Annotated in this window: 28 protein-coding genes; 17 read left to right on the forward strand and 11 right to left on the reverse strand. The window is 63.5% G+C overall.

Going from position 1 to position 25,593, the window contains the following annotated elements; all coding sequences use genetic code 11:
• Nucleotides 1-3 precede the first annotated feature (3 nt).
• Nucleotides 4-1,239 carry a DUF1501 domain-containing protein gene (locus BLS26_RS25545; RefSeq protein ID WP_371360667.1) on the forward strand — a complete coding sequence of 412 codons (1,236 nt, stop codon included), beginning with the start codon at nt 4-6 and terminating at the stop codon, nt 1,237-1,239.
• Nucleotides 1,240-1,382: 143 nt separating this feature from the next.
• Here the strand turns inward: BLS26_RS25545 and BLS26_RS25550 are convergent, their stop codons facing one another.
• The 3 genes from BLS26_RS25550 to BLS26_RS25560 all read right to left on the reverse strand — a co-directional run bounded on the left by BLS26_RS25550 (nt 1,383) and on the right by BLS26_RS25560 (nt 4,000).
• On the reverse strand, nt 1,383-2,321 hold the full coding sequence (locus tag BLS26_RS25550) for an aldo/keto reductase (protein WP_092515344.1): 939 nt from the start codon (nt 2,319-2,321) through the stop codon (nt 1,383-1,385).
• A gap of 270 nt (nt 2,322-2,591) precedes the next feature.
• Nucleotides 2,592-3,053, reverse strand: a complete 462-nt coding sequence (locus tag BLS26_RS25555; RefSeq protein WP_092515345.1) for a GNAT family N-acetyltransferase — start codon at nt 3,051-3,053, stop codon at nt 2,592-2,594.
• Nucleotides 3,054-3,187: 134 nt separating this feature from the next.
• Nucleotides 3,188-4,000, reverse strand: a complete 813-nt coding sequence (locus BLS26_RS25560; protein WP_092515346.1) for a PAS-domain containing protein — start codon at nt 3,998-4,000, stop codon at nt 3,188-3,190.
• Nucleotides 4,001-4,205: 205 nt separating this feature from the next.
• On the opposite strand from BLS26_RS25560, the gene BLS26_RS25565 reads away from it, so the two are divergent.
• Nucleotides 4,206-4,559: a DMT family protein gene (locus BLS26_RS25565; RefSeq protein ID WP_092515347.1), complete on the forward strand. Its 354-nt coding sequence runs from the start codon at nt 4,206-4,208 to the stop codon at nt 4,557-4,559.
• 131 nt (nt 4,560-4,690) lie between these two features.
• Here BLS26_RS25565 and BLS26_RS36380 read toward each other — a convergent pair whose 3' ends face one another.
• The 4 genes from BLS26_RS36380 to BLS26_RS25575 form a co-directional block, all read right to left on the reverse strand.
• Nucleotides 4,691-4,831, reverse strand: coding sequence for a hypothetical protein (locus BLS26_RS36380; protein ID WP_172804694.1), 141 nt, complete (start codon nt 4,829-4,831; stop codon nt 4,691-4,693).
• 59 nt (nt 4,832-4,890) lie between these two features.
• Nucleotides 4,891-5,067, reverse strand: a complete 177-nt coding sequence (locus BLS26_RS36385; protein WP_172804695.1) for a hypothetical protein — start codon at nt 5,065-5,067, stop codon at nt 4,891-4,893.
• Nucleotides 5,068-5,262: 195 nt separating this feature from the next.
• Complete coding sequence (locus BLS26_RS25570; protein ID WP_092515348.1) at nt 5,263-5,916, reverse strand: glutathione S-transferase family protein; 654 nt, start codon at nt 5,914-5,916, stop codon at nt 5,263-5,265.
• Between the two features lie 197 nt (nt 5,917-6,113).
• The gene (locus tag BLS26_RS25575) at nt 6,114-7,343 is read right to left on the reverse strand and encodes a glycosyltransferase family 87 protein (protein ID WP_092515349.1); all 1,230 of its coding nucleotides are present in this window, start codon (nt 7,341-7,343) and stop codon (nt 6,114-6,116) included.
• 206 nt (nt 7,344-7,549) lie between these two features.
• Here BLS26_RS25575 and BLS26_RS25580 point away from each other — a divergent pair, with 206 nt between their 5' ends.
• Together BLS26_RS25580 and BLS26_RS25585 are read left to right on the forward strand one after the other, a co-directional pair.
• A complete protein-coding gene (locus BLS26_RS25580; protein ID WP_092518557.1) occupies nt 7,550-8,752 on the forward strand; it encodes a pyridoxal phosphate-dependent aminotransferase in 1,203 nt (400 codons plus the stop codon).
• A 185-nt stretch (nt 8,753-8,937) separates the two neighbouring features.
• Nucleotides 8,938-9,465, forward strand: a complete 528-nt coding sequence (locus BLS26_RS25585; RefSeq protein ID WP_092515350.1) for a DUF992 domain-containing protein — start codon at nt 8,938-8,940, stop codon at nt 9,463-9,465.
• Between the two features lie 65 nt (nt 9,466-9,530).
• On the opposite strand, the gene BLS26_RS25590 is transcribed toward BLS26_RS25585, so the two are convergent.
• Both BLS26_RS25590 and BLS26_RS25595 read right to left on the reverse strand, forming a co-directional pair.
• Nucleotides 9,531-9,872: a helix-turn-helix domain-containing protein gene (locus tag BLS26_RS25590; protein ID WP_092515351.1), complete on the reverse strand. Its 342-nt coding sequence runs from the start codon at nt 9,870-9,872 to the stop codon at nt 9,531-9,533.
• Nucleotides 9,869-10,240, reverse strand: coding sequence for a type II toxin-antitoxin system RelE/ParE family toxin (locus tag BLS26_RS25595; RefSeq protein ID WP_092515352.1), 372 nt, complete (start codon nt 10,238-10,240; stop codon nt 9,869-9,871). Before BLS26_RS25595 ends, BLS26_RS25590 begins: the two co-directional genes overlap by 4 nt.
• A 203-nt stretch (nt 10,241-10,443) precedes the next feature.
• Here BLS26_RS25595 and BLS26_RS25600 point away from each other — a divergent pair, with 203 nt between their 5' ends.
• From BLS26_RS25600 to BLS26_RS25625, 6 genes are all read left to right on the forward strand, one after another.
• Nucleotides 10,444-10,926, forward strand: coding sequence for a DUF992 domain-containing protein (locus BLS26_RS25600; protein ID WP_092515353.1), 483 nt, complete (start codon nt 10,444-10,446; stop codon nt 10,924-10,926).
• Between the two features lie 294 nt (nt 10,927-11,220).
• Entirely contained in the window at nt 11,221-13,269 is a 2,049-nt protein-coding gene (locus BLS26_RS25605) for an elongation factor G (protein ID WP_092515354.1), read from the forward strand.
• A 93-nt stretch (nt 13,270-13,362) separates the two neighbouring features.
• Nucleotides 13,363-14,001, forward strand: a complete 639-nt coding sequence (locus tag BLS26_RS25610) for a YoaK family protein (RefSeq protein ID WP_092515355.1) — start codon at nt 13,363-13,365, stop codon at nt 13,999-14,001.
• Nucleotides 14,002-14,032: 31 nt separating this feature from the next.
• Entirely contained in the window at nt 14,033-14,875 is an 843-nt protein-coding gene (locus BLS26_RS25615) for a shikimate dehydrogenase (RefSeq protein WP_092515356.1), read from the forward strand.
• A 142-nt stretch (nt 14,876-15,017) separates the two neighbouring features.
• Nucleotides 15,018-15,596: a hypothetical protein gene (locus BLS26_RS25620; RefSeq protein ID WP_172804814.1), complete on the forward strand. Its 579-nt coding sequence runs from the start codon at nt 15,018-15,020 to the stop codon at nt 15,594-15,596.
• Between the two features lie 142 nt (nt 15,597-15,738).
• Complete coding sequence (locus BLS26_RS25625) at nt 15,739-16,353, forward strand: hypothetical protein (protein ID WP_092515358.1); 615 nt, start codon at nt 15,739-15,741, stop codon at nt 16,351-16,353.
• A 115-nt stretch (nt 16,354-16,468) separates the two neighbouring features.
• Here the strand turns inward: BLS26_RS25625 and BLS26_RS25630 are convergent, their stop codons facing one another.
• Nucleotides 16,469-16,885: a hypothetical protein gene (locus BLS26_RS25630; protein ID WP_092515359.1), complete on the reverse strand. Its 417-nt coding sequence runs from the start codon at nt 16,883-16,885 to the stop codon at nt 16,469-16,471.
• A gap of 163 nt (nt 16,886-17,048) precedes the next feature.
• On the opposite strand from BLS26_RS25630, the gene BLS26_RS25635 reads away from it, so the two are divergent.
• Both BLS26_RS25635 and BLS26_RS25640 read left to right on the forward strand, forming a co-directional pair.
• The gene (locus tag BLS26_RS25635) at nt 17,049-17,786 is read left to right on the forward strand and encodes a Crp/Fnr family transcriptional regulator (protein WP_092518559.1); all 738 of its coding nucleotides are present in this window, start codon (nt 17,049-17,051) and stop codon (nt 17,784-17,786) included.
• Nucleotides 17,787-18,029: 243 nt separating this feature from the next.
• Nucleotides 18,030-18,752, forward strand: coding sequence for a CBS domain-containing protein (locus BLS26_RS25640; protein WP_092515360.1), 723 nt, complete (start codon nt 18,030-18,032; stop codon nt 18,750-18,752).
• A 71-nt stretch (nt 18,753-18,823) separates the two neighbouring features.
• On the opposite strand, the gene BLS26_RS25645 is transcribed toward BLS26_RS25640, so the two are convergent.
• Nucleotides 18,824-19,960 carry an alpha-hydroxy acid oxidase gene (locus BLS26_RS25645; protein WP_092515361.1) on the reverse strand — a complete coding sequence of 379 codons (1,137 nt, stop codon included), beginning with the start codon at nt 19,958-19,960 and terminating at the stop codon, nt 18,824-18,826.
• Between the two features lie 99 nt (nt 19,961-20,059).
• Here BLS26_RS25645 and BLS26_RS25650 point away from each other — a divergent pair, with 99 nt between their 5' ends.
• The 5 genes from BLS26_RS25650 (at nt 20,060) to BLS26_RS25670 (ending at nt 25,550) form a co-directional block, all read left to right on the forward strand.
• Nucleotides 20,060-20,239, forward strand: a complete 180-nt coding sequence (locus tag BLS26_RS25650; RefSeq protein ID WP_074824077.1) for a hypothetical protein — start codon at nt 20,060-20,062, stop codon at nt 20,237-20,239.
• A 213-nt stretch (nt 20,240-20,452) separates the two neighbouring features.
• The gene (gene glmM / locus BLS26_RS25655; RefSeq protein ID WP_092515362.1) at nt 20,453-21,799 is read left to right on the forward strand and encodes a phosphoglucosamine mutase; all 1,347 of its coding nucleotides are present in this window, start codon (nt 20,453-20,455) and stop codon (nt 21,797-21,799) included.
• A 243-nt stretch (nt 21,800-22,042) separates the two neighbouring features.
• Nucleotides 22,043-23,302, forward strand: a complete 1,260-nt coding sequence (locus tag BLS26_RS25660; protein WP_092515363.1) for an MFS transporter — start codon at nt 22,043-22,045, stop codon at nt 23,300-23,302.
• Between the two features lie 287 nt (nt 23,303-23,589).
• Complete coding sequence (locus BLS26_RS25665; protein ID WP_092515364.1) at nt 23,590-24,423, forward strand: outer membrane protein; 834 nt, start codon at nt 23,590-23,592, stop codon at nt 24,421-24,423.
• 212 nt (nt 24,424-24,635) lie between these two features.
• Complete coding sequence (locus tag BLS26_RS25670; protein WP_092515365.1) at nt 24,636-25,550, forward strand: outer membrane protein; 915 nt, start codon at nt 24,636-24,638, stop codon at nt 25,548-25,550.
• Nucleotides 25,551-25,593 lie beyond the last annotated feature (43 nt).

Genomic DNA, 25,593 nt, shown 5'->3' on the forward strand with positions numbered 1-25,593 from the left:
TCAATGGAAATCAACATGAATTGCTGCGAAGGGCTGCGGGCTTCGGTGACGTCGCGACGCGCACTGTTGCTGGGTGGCGCATCGTTTGCGGCCTGGGCGTATTTGCCGAAATTCGCGCGGGCCGCCGACGGCCGCGATCCGCGGCTCGTGGTCATCATCCTGCGCGGCGCGTTGGACGGGCTTGCTACCGTAGCTCCGATCGGTGACCCCGATTACGCCGGCCTGCATGGCGCGATCGCGCTGAGTTCATCCGGCCCGAATGCGGCGCTGCCGCTGGATTCGTTCTTTGCGCTGCATCCCGCGATGCCGGAATTCGCGCGGATGTATCGCGACAAGAAGGCCGCAGTGGTTCACGCGGTGGCGACGTCGTATCGGGACCGCTCGCATTTCGACGGGCAGGACGTGCTCGAAAGCGGCTTTGCCGGGCCCGGCCGCGTGCAATCCGGCTGGCTCAACCGCGCGCTGGAATCGCTCCCCAAGGGCGAGCGGGTGACGAGCGCGCTCGCGGTCGGTCCGACCACGCCTTTGGTGCTGCGCGGCGCAGCCCCAACGGTCGGCTGGGCGCCGGTCGCGCTACCGCAGGTCGCCGACGATACCGCGACGCGGTTGGCCGAGCTCTACAGCCACCGCGATCCCGCGCTGGCCACGGCGCTGACGCAAGGGCTCGCGCTCGACAAGGCGGCGCAGGGCGACGACATGAAGCCGAAGCCCGGCACCAACGGCGCCGGCGCGATGCGGCTGGTGGCACGCGGCGCTGCGAAACTGATGGCGGCCGACGACGGTCCGCGGATCGCAGCGCTCGCCTTCGACGGCTGGGACACCCATGCCAATGAAGGCGGTCCGGTCGGCCGGCTGGCGCAACTGCTCGGCGGCCTCGACGGCGCGCTGGCGGAATTCGAAAGCGGGCTCGGCGAGCGCTGGCGCGAAACCGTGGTCGTGGTCGCCACCGAATTCGGTCGCACCGCGCGCATCAACGGCACCCAGGGCACCGACCACGGCACCGGCACCCTCGCGCTGCTCGCCGGCGGCGCGGTGAAGGGCGGCCGGGTGATCTCGGACTGGCCGGGACTGAAATACGCCAACCTCTACCAGGGCCGCGACCTCGCGCCGACCACCGACCTGCGCGCGGTCATGAAAGGCCTGCTGCACGATCAGTTCGGTCTCGCCGAGCGCGTGCTGGCCGAAACGGTGTTCCCCGACAGCGCGCCGGTGAAGCCGATGCAGGGATTGGTGGGGTAAACCCAGCTCCAACAACACCGTCATGCCCGGGCTTGTCCCGGGCATCCACGACTTCCTTTCTCAGCGGCAAAGACGTGGATGGCCGGGACAAGCCCGGCCATGACGAAAGAGTTGGGGAAGGCGCGAAGAGAATTACGCCGTCCCTACTTCGTAATCGCGTCGATCTCCGCCATCTCTTCCGCGCTCAGGGTCCAGCCGATCGCTTTCACGTTCTGCTCGACCTGCTCGACGCGGGTGGCGCCGGCGATGACGCTGGAGACTTGCGGGCGTGCGGCGAGCCACGAGAAGGCGAGTTCGAGCATGCTGTGGCCGCGGGCTTTGGCGAACGCCTCCAGCTTTTCGACGATGTCCTCGTTGCGCGGCGTGACGTAACGGTCCTTCAAGGCAGGGGCCTTGCCGAAACGCGTATCGGCGGGGGCCGCCGCGCCGCGCTGGTACTTGCCGGTCAACAACCCGCTCGCCAGCGGGAAGAACGGCAGCAATCCGAGTTTGTACTCTTGAGCGGCCGGCAGCAGGTCCTTTTCGATGCCGCGCACCACGAGGCTGTATTCGTCCTGGCACGAGACGAAGCGGCCGACGTTCATCTGCCGCGCGACCAGTTCGGCTTCGGCGATGCGCCAGGCCGGAAAATTCGAATTGCCGATGTAGCGCACCTTGCCCTGGCGGACGAGGTCATCGAGCGCACGCAGGGTTTCCTCGATCGGCGTCAGCGGATCGTAGTCGTGCTGCTGATAGAGATCGATGTAGTCGGTCTTCAGCCGCGTCAGGCTCGCTTCGACGGCAGACATGATGTAGCGGCGCGAGGCGCCCTGCTTGGTGCCGTCGTTGCTCATCGGCTTGGAATATTTGGTCGCCAGCACGATGTCCTTGCGGCGGTCGCCAAGGACCTGGCCGAGTACGGTCTCGGAGCCGCCCATGCCAGCATAGATGTCGGCGGTGTCGAACAGCGTGATGCCGAGGTCGATCGCCTTGTGGATCACCTTGCGCGAGGTCTCGAGATCAGTGCGCTGGCCGAAATTGTTGCAGCCGAGGCCGACGGCGGACACGCGCAGGCCGGAGCCGCCGAGATTGCGAATTTGCATGGATCGATCCTGTGGGGGTGGCACGAGAAGGGCGCACAGTGTGGCCCGCGTGCCGTTGGCCCGCAAGGTGCGGTGTTACCGCGATTGGCGCTGGGCAGGAATGCAGGAATAAGCACAAAAAGATGCGGCCCCGGTCAGACGCGGCGACTGACCGGGAACCGCTTGGGGCGCGTGATCTGAGACGGGGGGCCTGATCAAACGCAGGCGCAACCTAGCCAAGCTATGTTACGCGCCGGTGACACCAAAACTTATCCACAGGGGCAAAAGCGGTCAGAAAATCCGGCGGTAGACCACGAAGCCCGACTTCTCCGCGACGTTGTCGTAGAGCTGCATCGCGGTGTGGTTGGTCTCGTGCGTCTGCCAGTAGACTCGCGCTGAGCCGGCCAGTTGCGCCTGCGCGTAGACGCCCTTGATCAGCGCCCGCCCGACGCCCTTGCCGCGCGCGGCGGCATCGGTGAACAGGTCCTGCAGATAACAGGTCGGCTCGATCGCCGTGGTCGACCGGTGAAACAGATAGTGAGTCAGCCCGAGCAGCTCGCCGCCGCAGTCGGCGACCAGCGCATGCACCGGTTCGTAGCCGTCGAAGAAACGCTGCCAGGTCGTCGCGGTGATCTCGGGCGCCAGCGCGGTCGGGCCCGAGCGGCCGTAGAACGCATTGTAGCCGTCCCACAGTGGAAGCCACTGCGCGTAATCCTGGCGGGTGACGGAGCGGATGGTGACATCACCGGACATGCGCGATTCCTTCTCCGCAGGAAGTCGCGCGGAAAAAGTCATGACTGCGCGAGGGCGCATCCTTCCTAGCTTCGCCATCAAGCGGGATCAATCGCTTTGGCGACCGGCGCGGCGCGCCGGGCGCGGCGCCGCGTTCACTCCGCCGCGCGCAATTGCCGTGCGAAGTAGCGGTCGCCGCCGCGCAGCGAGCGGTAGTAGTCGGCGCTCGCGGGATCGTCGTTGTGACGGACGAGGTCGGTGACGGGCGTGTAGCTCAACATGCGTCCGCCGTCCGGCAGTGCCGTGCAACTGAAGCGCAGCACCTCGCCGCTGGTCAGATTGATGTTGATCGGCGTCGAGTCGCCGGTCCGCATCGCCTCGGTGCGCCGCGCGATGAAGTCGCCCAATTCGTCCTCGGGCAGCTCCCAGGCGCCGGTATCGCGGCCGTGGTACATCAGCGCGATAAAGGGCGGCTGACTGTCAGCCTGCTGGTCTGACAGCCGGAAATAGTCGCGGAAGGCGCGGTTGATGAATTCCGCACGGGTGTCCGGACCGAGCAGCACGATGCCGATATCGACCTGATCGAGTGCTGCCGACAGCCGCGCGGAAGTCGCATGGTGCTTCTGCTCCCAGGCGAACGCATCGATCCATTTTTGCCGCAGCACCCCGGTGATGACGGCGGTGCCGGCCGCGGTCGCCGCCAGCAGTCCCATGCGCGCCAGATCCGAGGTGTCGTAGCCGGGCATGGCGCGGTGTCCGAGAAAGAATACCGCCGATGACGCCACCGCGATCGCAGCGCTGATCAGGCCGGAGGTGATGCCGCTGATCGATGCGGCAAGGGCGACGATGCAGACGAACAGCGGCGCGGGATTGGGCACGGCAACGAAGTGGCGGTCGACAATGAAGGCGATCGACGCCGTTGCTGCCGTCAAAGCGGGACCTGAGATTGCGCGCCAGTCGATCCGCATGCCCTTATCCATTGTCCGCCGACAGACAATAAGGGCCTTAGTGTGCCCGATAGTTTCAATCGCGGCGGGCCATCTTTTTGTAGTCTTAAAAAGGCGTTGCCGGGATGCATCCGGCTTTTGTGGTTTTGAATTCAAATGATATTCGAAACTGACGGAACCGGGTTCCGCGCCCGGCCGTTAGTGCGGGTAATTTCAAGAGGACTCAATGCCGACGATCTCCCCCTCGCTCCTTCCCATCCTGATGTTGTTTGCCTCCAACGTATTCATGACCTTTGCCTGGTACGGCCATCTGAAATTCAAGGAAAGCTCGCTGCCGCTGGTGATCATGGTGAGCTGGGGCATTGCGTTTTTCGAATACTGGCTGGCAGTGCCGGCCAACCGCTGGGGCAGCGCGGTCTATTCCGCGGCACAGCTCAAGACCATGCAGGAAGTGATTACGCTGGTGGTGTTCGCCGGATTTTCGGTGCTGTATCTGAAAGAGCCGCTGGGCTGGAATCACGCTTTGGGCTTTGCCTTCATCGCTGCCGGCGCGTTCTTCATTTTCCACAAATGGTCATGATCGCGTTTCGAGCGAAGCACGCCCTCGGACCTGATCCGTGGGCGTGCTTCGCACAGCAATCAAGCTTGCGCAGATTGCGTCGGCTTGTCTGCGGCAGAAAACGCGTCAAGCGGGAAGGTTCCGGCGGCGCCTCAGTTCGCGGCAGGCGACAGCATTTGCAGCGCACGGTCGTGGTTTTCGCCATGCGTGCGGGTGACGACAAGGAGCAAGGCCGCAAACAGGATTGCTGCCGTCAGCGCGACGGTCACCAGTCCAACGGGTGTTTTCATCATGGTCCGATCGCGATCGATATCGTCGCGTGCTGCTAATGATGCAAACAGAAAAGCCGTGACTACGCCGGGAACGGCATCGCCATCGAGACCCGGATCGACAGCACGGTCAGTGTGACGGCGAGGCACAGCGAGAGTGCGCCGATCGCGAGCGTGGCGGCGATGGCGTTGGTCAATCGGGAAGAAGCAACAGGTGCAGGGCGGCTCACAAAGCCAGCCGTGCCGGGCGACCGTATCATGGTCCAAATCCTTCAAGACGCGGGCGAATCATCCGCGACGTCCGGAATCTCGCAGCGTCAGCCGGCAACATTGCGGCGTTTCCCGCGCCGAAAACCGCGGAACCGCCGCAGAAGTTAACGCTCACCCCGGGGTTGTTAACCTTTGGGCGTGTTCTCGCGCAAATGTGAACACCCGGCCGCAAGCCGCGGGATGGGTCAAGCGCCTGCGGCGATAGGGGCGGGATCCTCGACCTCGGCCCCCGGCTGCCAGTCCATGGCGACGAAACCGGGGGTCTGTTCGACCCGCCGCAACCAGGCGCGGATCGCGGGGAAGGTTGCGAGATCATAGTCGCAGCGGTCGGCGACATGGGTGTAGCCGTACACCGCGATGTCGGCGACCGTGAGTTGCCCGGCGGCGAAATAGGTATGGCCCTTGAGGTGATTTTCCATCACCTGCAACGCGGCATAGCCGCGTTCCATCCAGTCTTCCAGCGCGTGGGTTTGCAGGTCGCGGCCGCCCTTGACCAGCGACAGCCAGAAATAGGCGGCGCCGATATTGGGCTCCAGCGCGTGCTGTTCGAAGAACATCCATTGCAGCGCTTCGGCGCGTTCGACCCGCGATTCCGGCGCCAGCGAGGTGCCGCCGCAGACATACCAGAGAATGGCGTTGGACTCGGCGAGGTAGCGTCCGTCGGCGACTTCGAGCAGCGGCACCTGGCCGCTCGGGTTCTTCGCCAGAAATTCCGGCGTGCGGCTTTCGCCACGCAGGATGTCAACCTCGATGGCGTGATACGGCGCATTAAGCAGCGCCAGCGCAAGGCGGACCTTGTAGCTGTTGCCGGAGCGCTGCATCGAATAGAGCTTGTACATCGTGTTCAGGGCTTCGTCCGGTCGAGAGGTTCGGTAGGCGGGGCGGGCTTGTCGCGACGCAACGCGGCTAAACAATGATGCCGTTACCGATGGGTCGCAAGACCTGGCGAATGGAAAAAGTCGAAAACCTCTACCGCACTGCACGCGTGCAGAATGATTCTATCAATATGGCTTGCAACACGCGCTGACAATTCAGATCACGCTTGCGCGATTCCCGGCGCGCCGACGGCAACCTGGGCGCGATCCAGCGCCGCGCGCCGCAACACCAACGCATAAAAGGCGAGCATCACGATCAGCCCAAGGGGAATGGTGGTGATGCCTGCGATGCTGCGCGACAGCAGCGGCACGATCCAGGCTGCCGCCAGCAAGCTGATCTCGAAATCGCGAAAACCTTGTTTGAGACCGTATCGTGCAAAGAAGGCGATCGCGACCGCCAGCACCACGAGGTCATAGTCGAGCACGTAGGGCGTTGCCAGCAGGCTGCCTGTCGCCAAGGCCGCAGCCTTGAGTTCGAACGCGGCGTCGCTGTGCCACAGCCAGGCCAGGCTGGCGGCGAGCGAGGCCAGCAGCGCGGCCTGAATCGTGTAGGAGACCGGTACGCCGACGCCCCAGGCCCGCACCGCCGAGAAGATCGACTGGATCTTTTGCCAGCCGGTGCCGCCCTGTTCGAGCACGACGGTCTGCGTGAAATTCATCGAGTCGGTGAAGGCATGCCAGATGCCGCCGCCGAGCGTCAGCAAGCTGACGGAGACCAGCGCGGCAACGGTCACGGCGGCCGTGCCGGCCGTGCGCCAGCGTCCGCCTGCGACGAGCGCGATCGGGATCAGCACGCCGAACTGCGGCTTGTAGGCCAGTAGCCCGATCAGCACGCCGGCCAGCGCCGGCCTTCGATCGAGCCAGTGCAGGGCGCCGCCGAGCAGCGCCGCGGTGAGGAATCCGTTCTGGCCATGACCGGCATTGACGTACACCGCAGGAAAGGCGGCGGCGACGAGCAGCGTCTCGGGGCGCGGCAGGATGGCGCGGATCGCGGCGAGGTAGGCGGCAAAGCTTGCGATCAGCCAGATCGCGAGGCCCCACGCATAGGGGACGGCGGCGACGAGCACGGCGATCGCAAAGAAGAACGGCGGATAGTGCCAGCCAAAGAACGGCACTTCGCGGCCGTCGAACACGGCCTTCTCTGCGGCATGCTGCAGCGGCGGCACGTAGGCTTCCGCCGAGCGGCCCTGCGAGGTCAGTGTGCCCGCGGCGTAGACGTTGGAGAAATCGGTGCCGATCGGCTGGCCGTTGCGGTCGATCAGGCCATCGGAGACCGCGATCCATCCGGCAAATACCAGCACGGAAAGGCTGAGCAGGATCAGGCTGTAGCCGCGCATCCGCGCCGCCGTCAGCCATTCGCCGGATCGCAGCCCTTGCCGGATATTTGTCATTTCGCCGCGGAATTTGCCGAATATTGCGCTGATATTGCTCCGACCGTACTGAACCGGCTTTAACGTTCTCTAAAGTTTGGCCTTCAGCGGCCAAGCTTCTTGCGATGCAGCGCGCAGCGCCTTAGGGTGCAGCGATCCCATCAGAAAGAGTCGTGGAATCGCCTGAATTCACGACGTTTGCCCTGACGTTTACCTTGGAGAAAATGATGACCTTCCTGTCCGCTGCGCTCGCCCGTGTGAAGCCGTCCGCGACGATCGCGGTCACGGATAAAGCACGCGCGCTGAAAGCGGCGGGCCGCAACGTCATTGGCCTGGGCGCCGGCGAGCCGGATTTCGACACGCCCGCCAACATCAAGCTGGCGGCGATCCACGCCATCGAGGCCGGCAAGACCAAGTACACCGATGTCGGCGGCATTCCCGAGCTGAAGGAAGCCATCATCGCCAAGTTCCAGCGCGAGAACGGCCTGACCTACAAGCCGAACCAGATCATCGTCGGCACCGGCGGCAAGCAGGTGCTCTACAATGCACTGATGGCGACCCTGAACCCCGGCGACGAGGTGATCATCCCCGCGCCGTACTGGGTGAGCTATCCGGAAATGGTGGCGCTGGCCGGCGGCGAATCCGTGCCGGTGGTGTGCCCGGCCTCGAGCGGCTTCAAGCTGCGGCCCGAGGATCTGGAAAAGGCGATCACGCCGAAAACCAAGTGGATCATTCTCTGTTCTCCGTCGAACCCGACCGGCGCTGCCTATACCCGCAGCGAGCTGAAGGCGATCACCGACGTGCTGGTGAAGCACCCGCAGATCTGGGTGATGACCGACGACATGTACGAGCACCTCGTCTATGACGACTTCGTATTCGCGACGCCGGCGCAGGTTGAACCGAAACTGTACGACCGCACGCTGACTGTGAACGGCGTCTCCAAGGCCTATTGCATGACCGGCTGGCGCATCGGTTATGCCGGCGGCCCGGCCGAACTGATCAAGGCGATGCAGACGATCCAGTCGCAGTCGACCTCGAACCCGTCGTCGATCTCGCAGTGGGCATCGGTCGAGGCGCTCAATGGTCCGCAGGATTTCATCCCCGTGCACAACAAGGTGTTCAAGGAACGCCGCGACCTCGTGGTGTCGATGCTGAACCAGGCCAAGGGCATCGAATGCCCGCGGCCCGAAGGCGCGTTCTACGTCTATCCGTCCTGCGCCGGCACCATCGGCAAGACCTCGCCATCCGGCAAGGTGCTTGCGAACGACGAGGACTTCGTCACCGAATTGCTGGAAACCGAAGGCGTCGCCGTCGTGCAGGGTTCGGCGTTCGGGCTTGGACCGGCGTTCCGGATTTCCTACGCGACGAAAACGTCCGACCTCGAAGATGCTTGCAAGCGCATCCAGCGCTTTTGCGGCAATTTGCGGTAGTTCCGTTTCGCCGGTCGTTTTGTTTCGCATTGTGTAAACGTGCCCGAAACAAGGCATGTCAAATCACATCACGCGTCGCACGTTTGATGTTTTGAAGACTTCTTTTGGAAGCGCCTTGTTTTGAACACGGCGCTTCCTTCCTGTGCGCTCCGCAAATTCAATTCATCTTGCGGAGATTTAGACACATGAAGTTCCTGACACCGACCCTTGCCAAGGCTGCCCTTGCCACGGCGGCGCTGATCGCGCCGCTCGCCGCTGCCAACGCGCTGCCGCCGGTTCGCGCCGGTATCCTGCAATGCCAGGGCGGCCAGAATGTCGGCTTCGTGGTCGGCTCGGTGACCAGCCTCGAATGCGTGTTCCAGAGCGAGGGACGGCGTCCCGAACCTTACATCGCGACCGTGCGCCGCTATGGCCTCGATCTCGGCATCACCGCGCAGACGCAACTGGCCTGGGCGGTGAACGCGCCGAACAGCCGGATCAGCCGTGGCGATCTCGCCGGCAACTACGGTGGCGTCGGCGCCAACGCCTCGGTCGGCGTCGGTGGTGGCGGCAATTTCCTGGTCGGCGGTCCTGCGAACTCTTACGCGCTGCAGCCGATCAGCCTGCAGGGCCAGACCGGGCTGAACGTTGCGGCCGGGATCGCCGATATCGAACTGCAGCCGTTCCACGGCAACGGCCCGCGCCGGCATTATCGCCGCCATCGGCGCGGCTGAGGTCAGTTACGGTTTAGGAAAAGGCCCGTGCAAGCGGGCCTTTTTTTGGAGCCGGCCCGGATACTCTAAGCGGCCGGAATAAAAGTAATCCGGCCAGCCTCGCCGCGTTTGCGATGAGGCTTGATGGTGATTTCTACATCCTGGTCGAAGGCGGTGAGCATCCGCATCAGTTTTTCCACGGAAGCCAGCCGGAACTCGCCACGCATCAGCTTTGACAAATCGGGCTGTTTCATCTCCACCAGCTTGGCTGCTGAGACCTGGGTGAGACCGCGTTCAGCGATTACTCGCTTCAACTGCACGATGAGCGCAGCTTTAAGCTGATGTTCCCCTGCATTGGGCAGGCCAAGGTCAGCGAAGATGTTGCCACTTCCGACTTCGTGGGCGGGCAGTTTTTTAACGCTCATCACCGAACTCCCTTGGTTGCGTTATGGATGGTTTCGGCGTCGCGCAGGCGCTGCCGGATAAGGTCCATGTGCCGCTGCGGAGTGGATATTCCGCTGGTGGATTTTTTCTGGAACGCGTGCAGCACGTACATGACACCCTGAAAACGTACCGTGTAGACGGCCCGATAAGTATCGCCATCAAAGTTATCGCGAATTTCCAACACTCCGCTCAACCCCTTCAAGGGTTTTGCGTTGGACGGGTGCTCGCCGACCTGCACTTCAAAAAGGGCTTGCCCGATTTTGCTGCGAACGGGCGCAGGAAATCCTTGCAGGTCCTTGCGGCTCGAGCCGACGAAAACCGTTGGCTTGATCGTGCGCAGCAAATCATTCACGGGGTTATAGTAATATACCTATATAAGCCGGTCAAGTATGGCTAACGATATGTGGCACGGCGTCGCTTGTGAGACGGCGTCGTTCAGTCCCCGCCAAATCTGGTACCGTCCTTCATGTTATGGCATAGAACTCCGAGCGCCGTGGGCACGGCGCGGTTTTTGACTCTCTGCTCGCATCACATCTTTCAGCCGGAGATTTCTTCATGCGTCGCTTCCTCATTCTTGCCGGTGCCGCACTTGGCATGCTCACCGCATTGATCGCCGGCGCCAGCGCGCAGCAGCCGGCACGGGTGCAGGTCGGCGTTCTCGAATGCCGCGGCGGCGCCAGCGTCGGCTTCATTGTCGGTTCCGTGACCAACCTCGGCTGCGTGCTGCGCGTCGACGGCGTTCCTGACGATCGCTACATCGCCACCATCCGCAAGGTCGGTCTCGATCTCGGCATCACCCAGGAATCGGCGCTGGCCTGGGGCGTGTTCGCACCGGTGGCGCGGCTCGGGCCGGGCGACCTCTCCGGCTCCTACGCCGGCGCACAGGGCAGTGCGACGCTCGGCGTCGGCGTCGGCGGCAATGTGCTGGTCGGCGGTTCCAACAATTCGATCGCGCTGCAGCCGCTGAGCGTGCAGGGCCAGGTCGGCGTCAGCGTCGCCGCCGGACTGGAAAGCCTGGAACTTCGGCCGGGACGGTAAACTCGGCGTTCGTGGGGCGGATTAGCGACTTGTCCGCGGTAGCTCGAAGAGCGAAGGCGGAAGCGTAATCCGCCATCTACATCGCGGCGGATTACGCCGGAGCCCGTCATCGGGCCGCGCCTTGCGCGGACCCGTTGGGCTAATCGCCGACGCGATCGCAATGACGGTATTGGATAGCCCCTTCGGTTCACGATGCAGCGCAGCGACATTTCCCGCTTGCCAAAATCGCGGGACGGGCGGAGCATCTGATTTGCCGACCCAATCACGGGCCGAGCTCCAAACGAGGAGGCGGCAATGGGACAAGACGTCAGAAGTCCCCGAGGTCCACGGTGCATTGCGCTGGTGGGCCCTTTCCAGAGCGGTAAAACCACACTTCTTGAAGCCATCCTGGCGCGCACAGGCGCCATCCCCCGAGCCGGCAGCGTCGATGCCGGAACTTCCGTAGGCGATTCCAGCCCCGAGGCGCGCCACCACAAGATGGGCGTGGGGCTTAGCGCCGCCACCACCAGCTTCATGGGCGACAGCTACACTTTTATCGATTGTCCCGGCTCGATCGAGTTCGCGCAGGACATGCGATCAGCCCTTCCGGCGGTCGATGCCGCGGTCGTGGTCTGCGAAGCCGACGAGAAGAAGCTGCCGCAACTGCAGATCATCCTGCGCGAGCTCGAAGATCTCGGCATTCCGCGCTTCCTGTTCCTGAACAAGATCGATCGCGCCAACAAGCGAATCCGCGAGACGCTGGCGACGCTGCAGCCGGCATCGCGCGTGCCGCTGGTGCTGCGGCAGATTCCGATCTGGAACGGTGATCTGATCGAAGGTTTCGTCGATCTGGCGCTGGAACGCGCTTTTGTCTATCGCGAGCACAAGCCTTCCGAAGTCGTGGATCTCGAAGGCGGCGACCTCGACCGCGAAAAGGAAGCGCGGTTCTCGATGCTGGAAAAGCTCGCCGATCACGACGACGCGCTGATGGAGCAACTGCTGGAGGATATCCAGCCGCCGCGCGACGCGGTGTTCGACGATCTCGCGCGCGAATTGCGCGAAGGCCTGATCTGCCCGGTGCTGCTCGGCGCCGCGGCGCGCGAGAACGGCGTGCTGCGGCTGATGAAGGCGCTGCGGCATGAAGCGCCCGGCGTGGCCGAGACCGCGAAACGTCTCGGGGCCTCCTCGCAAAAGGACGCGCTGGCCTATGTGCTCAAGACCGTGCATCTGCAGCACGGCGGCAAGCTGTCGCTGGCGCGGCTGCTGGCCGGCCATCTCGATGACGGCGCGACGCTGCAGTCCTCGTCCGGCGAAACCGGCCGCGTATCCGGCATCCTCGCCGTCAACGGCGCCTATGATTCCAAGCGCGCCGCAGCGGAAGCCGGCGACACTATCGCGCTCGGCAAGCTCGACGCGATCAAGACCGGCGATACGGTGTCGAGCGGCAAGACCGCACCGAAAGCGCTCGCCCATGTCGAACCGGTGCCACCGGTGCTGGCGATGTCGCTGGCGGCGACCGACCGCAAGGACGACGTCAAGCTCGGCCAGTCGCTGTTGCGGCTGAACGAGGAGGATCCGTCGCTGACCATGGTGCAGAACCCGCAAACCCACGACACTGTGTTGTGGGGGCAGGGCGAGATGCATTTGCGTGTCGCGCTGGAACGGCTGCGCGACCGCTTCGGCGTCAACGTCAAATCACAGGCGCCGACGATCGGCTATCAGGAGACCATCCGAAAGCCGATCACGCAGCGCGGCCGCCACAAGAAGCAGTCCGGCGGTCACGGCCAGTTCGGCGACGTGGTGCTGGAGGTCAAGCCGATGCCGCGCGGCTCCGGCTTCGAATTCCACGAAAAGGTCGTCGGCGGCGCGGTGCCGCGCAACTATATCGGCGCGGTCGAGGAGGGCGTCGTCGATGGGCTCTTGCGCGGCCCGCTCGGCTTCCCCGTGATCGATCTGCACGTGACGCTGACGGACGGCTCCTATCACAGCGTCGACTCCTCTGATCTTGCCTTCCGCACCGCGGCGCGGCTCGGCATGAGCGAGGCGTTGCCGCAGTGCCAGCCGGTGCTGCTGGAGCCGATCCATATGGTGGAGATCGTCTGCCCGACCGATGCCACGGCGAAGGTCAACGCCATCCTGTCGGCGCGGCGCGGCCAGATCCTCGGCTTCGATACCCGCGAGAACTGGCCGGGCTGGGATTGCGTCCGCGCCACCATGCCGGAAGCCGAAATCGGCGACCTGATCGTGGAGTTGCGGTCGGCCACCGCGGGCGCCGGCGGCTTCACCCGGCAGTTCGATCGCATGGCCGAAGTCACCGGCCGCGCCGCCGACCAGATCATCGCCGCGCACCGGGTAGCGGCGTAGCGGTTGCCGATAGGCCTCCTGCCGGCGGGCTAACATTGGCAACGCCGTCAGTCACCGCTAGCTTGCGCATCATGATGGGTGCGCAAGACAGCGATGCTTGATTCACGGCGCAACGTTGCCCTGGCCTGCGCGCTGAGCGCGCTCGCCGGCTATGTCGACGGCATCGGCTATCTGCAGCTTGGCGGCCTGTTCGTCTCCTTCATGAGCGGCAATTCGACGAGGATGGGCGTCGCCATCGCGCAGGCGCATTGGCAGACCGCGGTCGAGGCGCTCGGACTGATCGCGCTGTTCGTGACCGGCGCTGCGGCCGGCAGCCTGATCGTGCTCGGCCACGGCGCGCATCGCCAGCCCTCCGTGCTGCTGGCGGAGGCGTTGCTGCTGGCGGCCGCCGCGCTCGCTTATACGTTCGGCCAGTCGAGCCTTGCGGTCGCGGCGATCGTGCTGGCGATGGGGCTGGAGAATGCCGTGTTCCAGATCCACGGCGGCGCCGGTCTCGGCCTGACCTACGTCACCGGCGCGCTGGTCAAGGTCGGCCAGCTGATGGCGAAGGCGGTGACCGGCGGGGCGCGCTGGGCCTGGGCGCCCAATCTCATGTTGTGGGCGGCGCTGGTTGCGGGGTCGGTGCTCGGCGCGCTGGCCTATGTCTGGATCAACCTTGCGGCGATCTGGTTTGCCGCCGCTGCGGCGCTGATCCTGAGCGGCATCGTCACCGCGACTAACCGGAAGCATTGACTCTTCCTCCCGCTTGCCCGATTTGACGGCCATGACCAGTGGAACCAGACCCCCTGCCGCGTGCCTGATCGGGTGGCCGGCGGCGCATTCGCGCTCGCCGCTGATCCATCATTACTGGTTGCGCACGCTCGGCATCGAGGGCGGCTACGTCATCGAGGCCGTACCGCCCGACGAGTTCGGGGATTTTGTCCTGCGGCTTTCCGTTCGCGGCTTCGTCGGCGCCAATGTCACCCTTCCGCACAAGGAGCGCGCGCTGGCGCTGTCGAAGCCGGACGATCGCGCCCGCGCGGTCGGTGCGGCCAATACGCTGTGGTTTCGGGATGGTGAGCTGCGCTCGACCAATACCGATGTCGAAGGCTTCATCAACAATCTCGACGCCGGCGCGCCCGGCTGGGACAGCGCTGAGGATGCGCTGGTGCTGGGCGCCGGCGGTGCGTCGCGCGCGGTGTTGTTCGGACTGATCGAACGCGGCATCAAGCGCGTCCATCTGGCCAACCGCACGCTTGAGCGCGCCCGCGCGCTCGCGGACCAATTTGGACCGAAGGTGGTGCCGGTCGCATGGGAATCGGCCGGCGATCTGCTGCCGCGCGCGGGCCTGCTGGTGAACACCACTTCGCTCGGCATGAAAGGCCAGCCCGCGCTCGAACTCGACACCGGCCTGCTGCCGCAAAATGCCGTGGTCGCCGATCTCGTCTACGTGCCGCTGCAAACGCCCTTGCTTGCCGCAGCCCAGGGCCGCGGCCTGAAGACCGCCGACGGGCTCGGCATGCTGTTGCATCAGGCGGTGCGGGGCTTCGAATTGTGGTTCGGCCGGCGACCCGAAGTGACGCCGGAATTGCGGGCGCTGGTCGAGGCCGATCTCACGAAGACATGATCGGCTGATCGCGGGTTTTTGAGCGGAATATTTTCGAAAAGCCGGGGTCAATGGTTAGGTCAGCACGACCCCGCCAGTTTCCGGAGATTTCTGAATGCCCGCTCTTCGCTACCCGTTCGTTCGCCCGCTTGTTGCCGTCGCCATGGTCGCGGCTTCGACGATCTATGCCATCGCCCAACAGTCGCCGACGCCGTCGCGGGTGCGCGGCACCATCGAGGCCGTCGACGGCGACGTGATTGCGGTCAAGTCGCGCGCCGGCGAGGACGTCAAGCTGCACATGACCGGCGACATCAAGATCGTCGGCATCACCAAGATCGCACTGACGGACATCAAGGTCGGTTCCTTCATCGGCACCACCACGGTCCCCGGGCCGGATGGCGCCAACAACGCGGTCGAGGTCCATGTGTTTCCGGAAAACATGCGCGGCACCGGCGAGGGCTCGCGGCCCTACGATCTCAAGCCCAACAGCAGCATGACCAACGCGACCGTGGAACAGTCCGTGGTCGGCAATGACGGGCACACCCTGAACATCAAGTACAAGGACGGCGAGAAGAAAGTCCTGGTTTCCCCGGAGACGCCGGTGGTCACCTACGTCCCCGCCGACAAGTCGGACCTCAAGCCCGGCGCCAAGGTGATCGCCTTCATGAAGAAGCTGCCGGACGGTTCATTCGAGACCAACCGCGTCAGCGTCGGCCGCGACGGGCTCACGCCGCCGATGTGACGTGCAACGCCATTCCGGGGCGATGCGTAGCATCGAACCCGGAATCTCGAGATTCTGGGTCTGGTCCTTCGGACCATCCCGGAATGCGGATTCGCAGAGAGCGAGATGTCTCCCTCTCTGAAACAAACCCAGGGAGGGACTCATGCCGAAATTCGCTTCACTACTCGCCTCGCTCGCCATTGTTTCCGCCGTCGCCATCGCGGCATCGGCGCAAACACCGCCGACCGTGCGCATTCGCGGCACCATCGAGGCCGTCGACGGATCCATGCTGTCGATCAAATCCCGCGAGGGCACCGACATGAAGGTACGGATGACCGACAATGTGGCGGTGTTCGGCGTCGCCAAGACCGAATTGTCCGAGATCAAGGAAGGCTCCTATATCGGCGTCACCGCGGTACCGGAACCGGACGGGGTCCAGAAGGCCGTCGCGGTGCATATTTTCCCCGAAAACCAGCGCGGCGCCGCCGAAGGCTTTCGGCCCTGGGATCAGCGCCCGAACTCGACCATGACCAACGCCACCGTCGCCCAGACGGTGAAGGGCACCGACGGCCAGAACATCCTGGTCAAGTACAAGGACGGCGAAAAGAAAGTGCTGGTGCCGCCGGGCACGCCGATCGTCACCTTTGTCGCCGGCGACAAGGCCGAACTGAAGGCGGGCGCCAAGATCATCATCTTCGGCGCGGTCAAGAAGGACGACGGCACGCTCGAAGCCAACCGCGTCAATGTCGGCCGCGACGGCATCACGCCGCCGATGTGACCCGCAGGGTCATTCCGGGGCGCGAAGCGAACCCGGAATCTCGAACTTCCTCGGTGCGCAATTGCGCACCTGAGGTCTGGTCCTTCGGACCATCCCGGAACGACGAACGCCCCCGTCAGTGTAACCGGCGGCTCAGGCCGATACGCCGCGTCAGCGCTTCGGCGGTCGGACATCGCTTCCATGGCGCACTTGCCGGACGGAAGGGCTGCTCGGCGCTGATGGTGTGGCAGCCGAGTTCGGCCGAGATGTTGCGGGTGCTGGTCGCGACCGCCTCTTCGATTTTCGAGCCGGGGATGTGGGCGACGATCAGGTTGGCGACGCAGAGGCGTTTGCGGTTGTGCAGGTCGAAATCGACCCGGTAGCTGAACAGCGCGTGGACGATGCCGCGGCAATCCCGGATCGCAATCAGTCCGGCGCGTTGGTGCGACGGTCCGCAATGACGCCGGACGAAACGCAGCCATTTGTCGAGTGAGACGCTGGCGTCGTGCAGGCGCACCAGCGGATAGGCTGCGGTCGCGCGTTGCCAACTCATTGGAATGGCTTGAAATTGTTCTGATTGCTCGTTCATGCCGGGGCCCATAGAGTTCAATCATCGCGGCGGCCATGCATTTGGGCATTGATCTGGATCAAGGACCGCTTTGGTTGATTGAGATCAAACTGCTACAAATATGGCGAAGCCGAAGGCGGACCATCTCATGACATCGATCGCATCTTGCGCCGGACCGGAGGCAGGCAGTTGGCAGCATGGGCGCAGTACGAATGGCTGCGACGATTGCAAGGTTCGCCTGTTCAGCGTCTGCGGCGCGCTGGCGCCTTCGGAGCTCGACGAACTGGACCGGATCAGCCAGGTCAGGATGTTTGCGGCGAAGGCCACCCTGTTCGAACAGGATGCGCTGGCGGGCAGCGTCTTCAATGTCACCGAGGGCGTGGTGCGGCTCTGCAAGTCGTTGCCCGACGGCCGGCGGCAGATCGTGGGTTTTGCACTCGCCGGCGATTTTCTCGGCCTCGCGCTGATGAACCGTTACAGCGTTGCGGCGGAAGCGGTGACCGAAGTGAGAGCATGCCGGTTCACGCGCTCGGCGTTTCTTAGCTATGTTGACGAGCGGCCGCATCTGCTGCGCCGTCTGCACGAATTCGCCGGCCATGAACTGAGCCTCGCGCAGGACCAGATGCTGTTGTTGGGCCGCAAGACCGCGGAGGAAAAGGTCGCGGCCTTCCTGCTCAACCTGCAGGCACGCTATGGCCGGATCGGATCGGTCTCGGTCAATGTGCCGTTGCCGATGAGCCGACAGGATATTGCCGATTATCTCGGCCTCACCATCGAGACCGTCAGCCGTACCTTGACCAAGCTCGGCCGCAAGAAGGCGCTGGTGATCGTACCCGATGGCGTGCGCCTGCTCAACGCCACCGCGCTGGAGCAACTCGCGGCGTGATCGACGGCGTCGCGAACTTGATTTCACGTCAAAAATTGATTCACGTCAAAGCACGCGTGAAGCGGCGCGATTAGGCTTTCTCCATCTAGCATGGAGAACCGCAATGCCCCTCGATACAATTCTGGTTGTCATCGCCGTCACCGCAATGTTTGCAACCTTCGCCATCGTCCTCGGCTGGGGCGATCGCCAGACGCGCACGCGCTCACCGCGGCGTCCGTTCTAAACAGAAGTCAGGAGGGTTCGATGCGTGCCCATCAAGTCATGACGCGCGCCGTCATTACGGTGACGCCCGATACCCCGATCGCCGAAGCCGCTGATGTGATGCTGAGGCACCACGTGAGCGGGTTGCCGGTGCTGGACGACGCGAAAAAGCTGGTCGGCATCCTCTCGGAGAGCGATTTCCTGCATCGTTCCGAAATCGGCACCGGACGCAAACGCGCGAGGTGGCTTCAGTTTCTGCTTGGGCCGGGAGCGGAAGGAGCCGATTTCGTCCGCGAACACGGGCGCAAGGTCGGTGAAGTGATGACGCGTAATCCGGTCACCGTTGAGGAAGATGCTTCGCTCGACGACATCGTCCGGACGATGGAGAAGAACAACGTCAAGCGCTTGCCCGTGATGAAAGGGGTTGCGCTTGCCGGCATCGTCAGCCGGGCCAATCTGTTGCGGGCGGTCGCCAGCATGGCGGGCGACGTTCCTGATCCGACGTCCGACGACGATCATATCCGGGAGCGGATTACCCGCGCAGTATCGCAGGCGCTTTGGCGTCCGATTGGATTTCAGGCGACGGTGCGAAATGGAATCGTTCATCTCCACGGCATCATCTTCGACGAGCGCTCACGCCAGGCGACCATCGTCGCTGCCGAAAATACCGCCGGCGTGAAAGAGGTGCATGATCGCCTCGTCTGGGTCGACAATTATTCCGGGTTCTATATCGAGCCCACCGAGGATCAGCGTGCTGCGAGCTAGCATAGCGTTTTCGAGCGAAGTGGACCCCTGGTTCGCGTAAAGAAAACGCGCCAAAATAAAAGAGTGCCCTTCTAGATCGCCAGCACGTGATCGTCGATTTCGGCGATGGTGTTGACACCGCAGAGGCCCATCGTGGTGATGAGTTCCTTGGCGAGAATGTCGAGCGCCTTCGCAACGCCGGCCTCGCCGCCGGCGCCGAGCCCGTAGGCATAGGCGCGGCCGATCATGCAGGATTTGGCGCCGAGCGCCAGCGCACGCATCACGTCCTGGCCTGAGCGGATGCCGCCGTCGAACATGATTTCCACCTGCGAGCCGACCTCGTCGACGATTTCAGGCAGCACCTCGATCGACGACGGCGCGCCGTCGAGCTGACGGCCGCCGTGGTTGGAGACCACGATTGCCTGCGCGCCGGTCTTGGCGGCGATCTCGGCATCCTCGACGTCGAGAATGCCCTTGAGGATCAGCTTGCCCGGCCAGATGCTGCGGATCCAGTCGATGTCCTTCCAGTTCAGCGAGGTGTCGAACTGCGAATTGATCCAGGTCGACAGCGACGTGATGTCGTCGCTGACCTTGAGATGGCCGGCGAGGTTGCCGAAGGTGCGGCGCTTGCCCTGCAGCACGCCGGAGACCCAGGCCGGCTTGCTGGCGAAGTCGATCAGCTTCGACAGCGACCATTCCGGCGGCACGGTCATGCCGTTCTTGATGTCCTGATGGCGCTGCCCGATCACCTGCAGGTCGACGGTGAGCACCAGCGCTGAGCACTTGGCGGCGATCGCGCGCTCGATCAGCGACTTGATGAAGCCGCGGTCCTTCATCACGTAGAGCTGGAACCAGAACGGCTTGTCGACGGCAGCCGCGATGTCCTCGATCGAACAGATCGACATCGTGCTCTGGGTAAAGGGAATGCCGGCGGCCTGCGCCGCGCGGCAGGCGTGAATCTCGCCGTCGCCATATTGCATGCCGAGCAGGCCGACCGGCGCTAGGATCAGCGGCATCGCGGCGGGCTCGCCGAGGATCGTGGTCGAGAGATCGCGTTTCGAGACGTCGACCAGGACGCGCTGGCGGAACTTGATCTGCTGCAGGTCGTCGTGGTTGGCGCGCAGCGTGTCCTCGGTGTAGGAGCCGCGGTCCGCATAGTCGAAAAACGCCTTCGGCACGCGGCGCTGGTGCAGCAAGCGCAGATCCTCAATGCAGGTGATGTGCTTCATGGACGTTCCGGCCCTTCTTGAATTTCTTGGCTATGTTGTCATCTAGCATGGTTGGTACCCGAGCCAAATCGCGGAGCAAAGCCCGCGGGAGGAGATGCCATGTCTGCACCGCGTACCGTTTCCAAAGCCGCCAGCGCCGCCGAAAAACAGGCCGAAAAGCGCCGGCTGGACGACGCCCTGGAGGAGGGGCTGGAAGAGACTTTTCCGGGGTCCGACTCGGTCAGTGTGACCCAGCCGGCGCCCTCGAAGGGCGACCGTAACGTCAAACGGGTCGGCTGACATCCCGGCAGCAGCACCGCTGAATTGTAAAATATCAAGGTATAACAACTGGTTATCTATTTTCCTGGCCGCCGATGGCCGTAATGATTCATCATATTTTTTGAAGCCATTTGAACGGCTGAGGGATTATAACCGCCCACACGCTATGATGGAGGGCGTTCGGGGATTCTTGGACCGGGATGGCCGGGAAACCCTGAATGGGCTGGGGGTAATATGAGTCGCAAATATTTCGGTACCGACGGGATTCGGGGCCGCGCCAATGGTCTCATCACACCGGAGCTCGCGCTCAAGGTGGGGCAGGCGGCCGGACTGGTGTTTCAGCGCGGCGATCACCGCCATCGCGTGGTGATCGGCAAGGACACGCGCCTCTCCGGCTACATGATCGAATACGCCATGGTGGCGGGCTTCACCTCGGTCGGCATGGACGTGCTGCTGCTCGGCCCGATCCCGACGCCGGCGGTGGCGATGCTGACCAAATCGATGCGCGCCGATCTCGGCGTGATGATTTCGGCCTCCCACAACCTGTTCGAGGACAACGGCATCAAGCTGTTCGGCCCGCAGGGCTTCAAATTGTCCGATGACGTCGAGAAGCAGATCGAGCAGTTGCTGGACGAGCCGATCGATCGCCATCTGGCGCAGAGCGCCAGCCTCGGCCGGGCTCGCCGCATCGACGGCGTCCACGACCGCTACATCGAATTCGCCAAGCGCACGCTGCCGCGCGAGCTCTCGCTCGACGGCCTGCGCGTCGTGATCGACTGCGCCCACGGCGCCGCCTACAAGGTGGTGCCGGAAGCGCTGTGGGAGCTTGGCGCCGACGTCGTCGCGATGGGCGTCGATCCCGATGGTTTCAACATCAACAAGGAGTGCGGCTCGACTTCGCCGGAAGCGCTGAGCAGGAAGGTGCGCGAGATGCGCGCCGACATCGGCATCGCGCTCGACGGCGACGCCGACCGCGTCATCCTGGTCGACGAGCGCGGCCATGTGGTCGACGGCGACCAGCTACTCGCGGTGATCGCGCAGAGCTGGAAGGAAGACGGCCGTCTCGCCAAACCCGGCATCGTCGCCACCGTGATGTCCAATCTCGGGCTCGAACGCTTCCTCGAAGGCCAGGGCATCGGCATGGTGCGCACGCCGGTCGGCGACCGCTACGTGCTCGAGCAGATGCTGAAGCAGGGCTACAATCTCGGCGGCGAACCGTCGGGCCACATCATCCTGTCCGACTACGCCACCACCGGCGACGGCTTCGTCGCAGCACTTCAGGTGCTCGCCGTGGTGCAGAAGCTTCGCCGTCCGGTGTCGGAAGTCTGCCACCGTTTCGATCCGCTGCCGCAGATCCTCAAGAACGTGCGCTACCGCAGCGGCAAACCGCTCGACCATGCCAACGTGCAGTCGGCGATCGTCGACGGCGAAAGGCGCCTCAACGGCCACGGCCGCCTGCTGGTCCGCTCCTCCGGCACCGAGCCGGTGATCCGGGTGATGGGCGAGGGCGACGACCGCATCCTGGTCGAGGAAATCGTCGACCAGATCTGCGACGCGCTCGGTCACGCCGCGGCGGCGTAAGACTCAAAGTAGTTTAGCGAAATCGGATTTCGCTCCTCAGTCGTCATGCCCGGGCTTGTCCCGGGCATCCACGTCTTGACTGTATCGCGCAAGAGAAGACGTGGATGGCCGGGACAAGCCCGGCCATGACGGAGAATGGACATTTAGCGCATCGCAGCTATCGGCTAATGCCGGTAGTCTGATCCGTGTACGCGGCGTAGAAGGCGTGCATTGCGCTCTGCATCGACCTGAGGGAATGCGCCCTTGAACAAGCCCGTCAACGTCTCCGAAGAAGCGCTGGCAGCGCCCGTGCTGGTGCCGGACGTGACGCCCGGCCTCGCGGCCAAAGCCGCCGCGGCGGGGCCGGCCTATATCGTGCTGGCCGGAATCAGCTTCTCGCACTTCCTCAACGACACCATGCAGTCGCTGATTGCCTCGGTCTATCCGATCCTGAAAGACTCCTACGCGCTGGACTATGCGCAGATCGGCATGATCACGCTGGCGTTCCAGTTTACCGCGTCGCTGCTGCAGCCGCTGGTCGGGCATTTCACCGACAAGAAGGCGCAGCCGTTTTCACTGTCCATCGGCATGGGCTTCACCTTCGTTGGCTTGCTGCTGCTGAGCGTCGCCGGCTCTTATGGCATCATCCTGATTGCAGCGGCGCTGGTCGGCCTCGGCTCGGCGGTGTTTCATCCGGAGTCGGCGCGGATCGCGCGGCTCGCTTCCGGCGGGCGCTACGGATTTGCGCAGTCGGTGTTTCAACTCGGCGGCAGCTTCGGAACCTCGATGGGGCCGGTGCTGGCGGCGCTGATCGTGGTGCCGTTCGGCCAACCGAGCATCGCCTGGTTTTCCTCGATCGCATTTCTGGCGATCGTGATCCTGTGGCGGATCGGCGTCTGGTACAAGCCACAGATCGCGACCAAAAAAGCCACCGTGGTCGAACGCCATCCGGATGCTCCGGACGCGCGCCGCGTCAAGATCGCGCTGGGGGTGCTGGTCGCGCTGCTGTTTTCGAAGCAGCTCTATGTGTCGAGCCTGTCGAGCTATTACATCTTCTATCTGATCGACAAGTTCGACGTCTCGACCCAGGCCGCCCAGCTTTATCTGTTCATCTTCCTTGCCGCCAATGCGGCCGGTGCTTTCTTCGGCGGCTCGCTCGGCGATCGCTATGGCCGCAAATACATCATCTGGTTCTCGATCCTCGGCGCGCTGCCGTTCACGCTGGCGCTGCCCTATGCCGGCCTGTTCGGTTCGGCGGTGCTGAGCGTGATCATCGGCCTGATCCTGTCGTCGGCGACGTCTTCCATCATCGTGTTCGCGCAGGAACTGATGCCGCACCGCTTCGGGATGATCTCCGGCGTGTTCTTCGGCGTCGCCTTCGGGATCGGCGGACTGGGTGCTGCGCTGCTCGGCAGGCTCGCCGATCACACCGGCATCGCGTTCGTCTATCATGTCTGCGCCTTCCTGCCGGCGCTCGGGCTGCTGGCGGTGTTTCTGCCGAAGATGCCCAAGCACGCGCGGTGAGCGCGCGCACGACGCGCGGCGACATTCCGTCAACGAAATCTTAACAAGGCGGCCGCGGGCTTCGTTGCGTCAATACATCGTTAGGATGTATGGCGGTTTCGCCGCTTTGTGTGCCTCAAATGCTGCAAATTACGGGCAGCGAACATCAGGACAAAAAATCGTCAGAGATTATCAACCTTAAAAATTAGGGTTAAGCGCCGCTTAAGCATTTGCTGGCATCGTCCGACCGTGAGTTTTTGAAGTGAGGCCTCCGTAGTCAGCCCTCACCGGACAAAAGGACGAAGCCAATGCGTAGCGTTAAGTTTATCATCGCCGCCGGAGCGGCAACTTTGTTGTCCCAGGCAGCGCTTGCCGCAGACATGGCAATTGCGCCGCCCCCGCAGATGTATGCACCGCCCCCGGTGATCGAAGACTTCGGCGGCTGGTACTTGCGCGGCGACATCGGTTTCAGCAATCAGCGCGTCGACCGTCTGAACAACGTGCTCGATGCCAACAACACCTCGTCGGTTCAGAACCTCAACTTCAACACCGCCGGCATCTACGGCCTCGGCGTCGGCTATCGGGTCAACAACTGGTTCCGCGCAGACGTCACCGGTGAATACCGCGGCAACTCGCAATTCTTCGGCACCGACCGCATCACCTATCCGGGCGGCGTCGGCACCGATACCTACCACGCCACCAAGAACGAGTGGGTGGTTCTCGCCAACGCCTATGTCGATCTCGGCACCTGGTGGTGCATGACCCCGTTCATCGGCGCCGGCGTCGGCGGCGCGCGGGTCGCGATCAACGGTTTCACCGATCAGGGCATTGCCAATAACGGCGGCGGCGCGCTGCCGGGTCTGGCCTTCGGCGATAACGTGTCGAAGTGGAACCTGGCCTGGGCGCTGCACGCCGGTGTCGCCTACAAGGTTTCGCCAAACTTCACCGTCGAACTCGCCTATCGTTATCTCGACATGGGCGACGGCCTGACCGGCGATCTCAAGACCTTCGACGGCACCAACAACGTCGTCAACCCGACGACCTTCAAGAGCATCACCTCGCATGACCTGAAGCTCGGGGTGCGCTGGAATTTCGACCAGCCGCAGCCGGTCTATCAGCAGCCGCTGGTTCGCAAGGGTTAATTCGGCTCTTCATCGGTTAACGATTGCAGACGGCGCGGGATCTTCCCGCGCCGTTTTGCTTTTGCGTCGCGCGGGTCATGCGCGGGAGCTGGTGCAAAATATGCGGCGGCTTTTCGGCAAGATCGCGCCAATCGACGGCTCGCGAAAACGATTGGTTAAGGTTAACAGGCGATGATCAGCGCCAAGTTCAGAGTATGCGATGGAGCGTTGTGATGCGTTTGACCTTGCTGGCAGCGATGATGTGCGGCGTAGCGGCCGGTGCGCAAGCCGCCGATCTCCCCGATTTGCCGATACTCCGCGGCGCCGTCACCGACGGAATGACGCATAGCACGCGAAACTGGGACGGTTGGTATGTCGGCGGCCAAGTCGGCTACACCTCGGCAGACATGGACTTCAGCCATTCGGTCAAGACGCTCACGAATTTCATGTTGCGCAACAGCGTGCTTCAGGATCCGGTCTCGCAGTGGTCGCTGCTTTCCAAGAACCACGCGCAGGCCACCGGCTTTGGTGGTTTCGTCGGTCGCAACTGGCAGTGGGACCAGGTCGTCCTGGGTGTCGAGGCCAACTACAATTACATGAACAGCCTTGCGAGCTCGTCCACCAACGGGATGAGCCTCAACATCGTCAATCCCACGGGAGAGAGTCCACCGGCCGGCCATACTCATACCTACAGCACGACACTGACCGGTAAAGCGTCCTTGCAGGTCAAGGACGTGGTGACGTTCCGCGGTCGCGCGGGGTGGGCCGCCGGCGACTTCCTGCCGTATATGTTTGGCGGCCTGGCCGTCGGCCGTGTCGATACGGCGCGGTCGGCGACGGTTTCCTACACCAAGTGGGACGATTACGACCAGACGACTCAAACGCTGGTAGGATTCGTCAACGGAACTCCCGTCTACACTACCACCACCACGCATATCACCGCTCAAATAGGCGCCGGCTCGGTTTCCAACGCCGAGCATCGCACCAACAGTTTCGTGGCCGGCTGGACCGCCGGTCTCGGAACGGAGTACAACATTTGGGGTGGTCTGTTCATGCGCGCCGAGTGGGAATACGTCAGGTTCATGTCGGTGAAGGATACCAGCTTCAGCACCAACAGCGTGCGCGCCGGCCTCGGCTACAAGTTCTGATCCGGCAGGCACGTTCAAGCGTGCTTGCCGTCAGGTCCTGTTG

Source organism: Afipia sp. GAS231, from assembly GCF_900103365.1.
Taxonomy (GTDB): Bacteria; Pseudomonadota; Alphaproteobacteria; order Rhizobiales; family Xanthobacteraceae; genus Bradyrhizobium.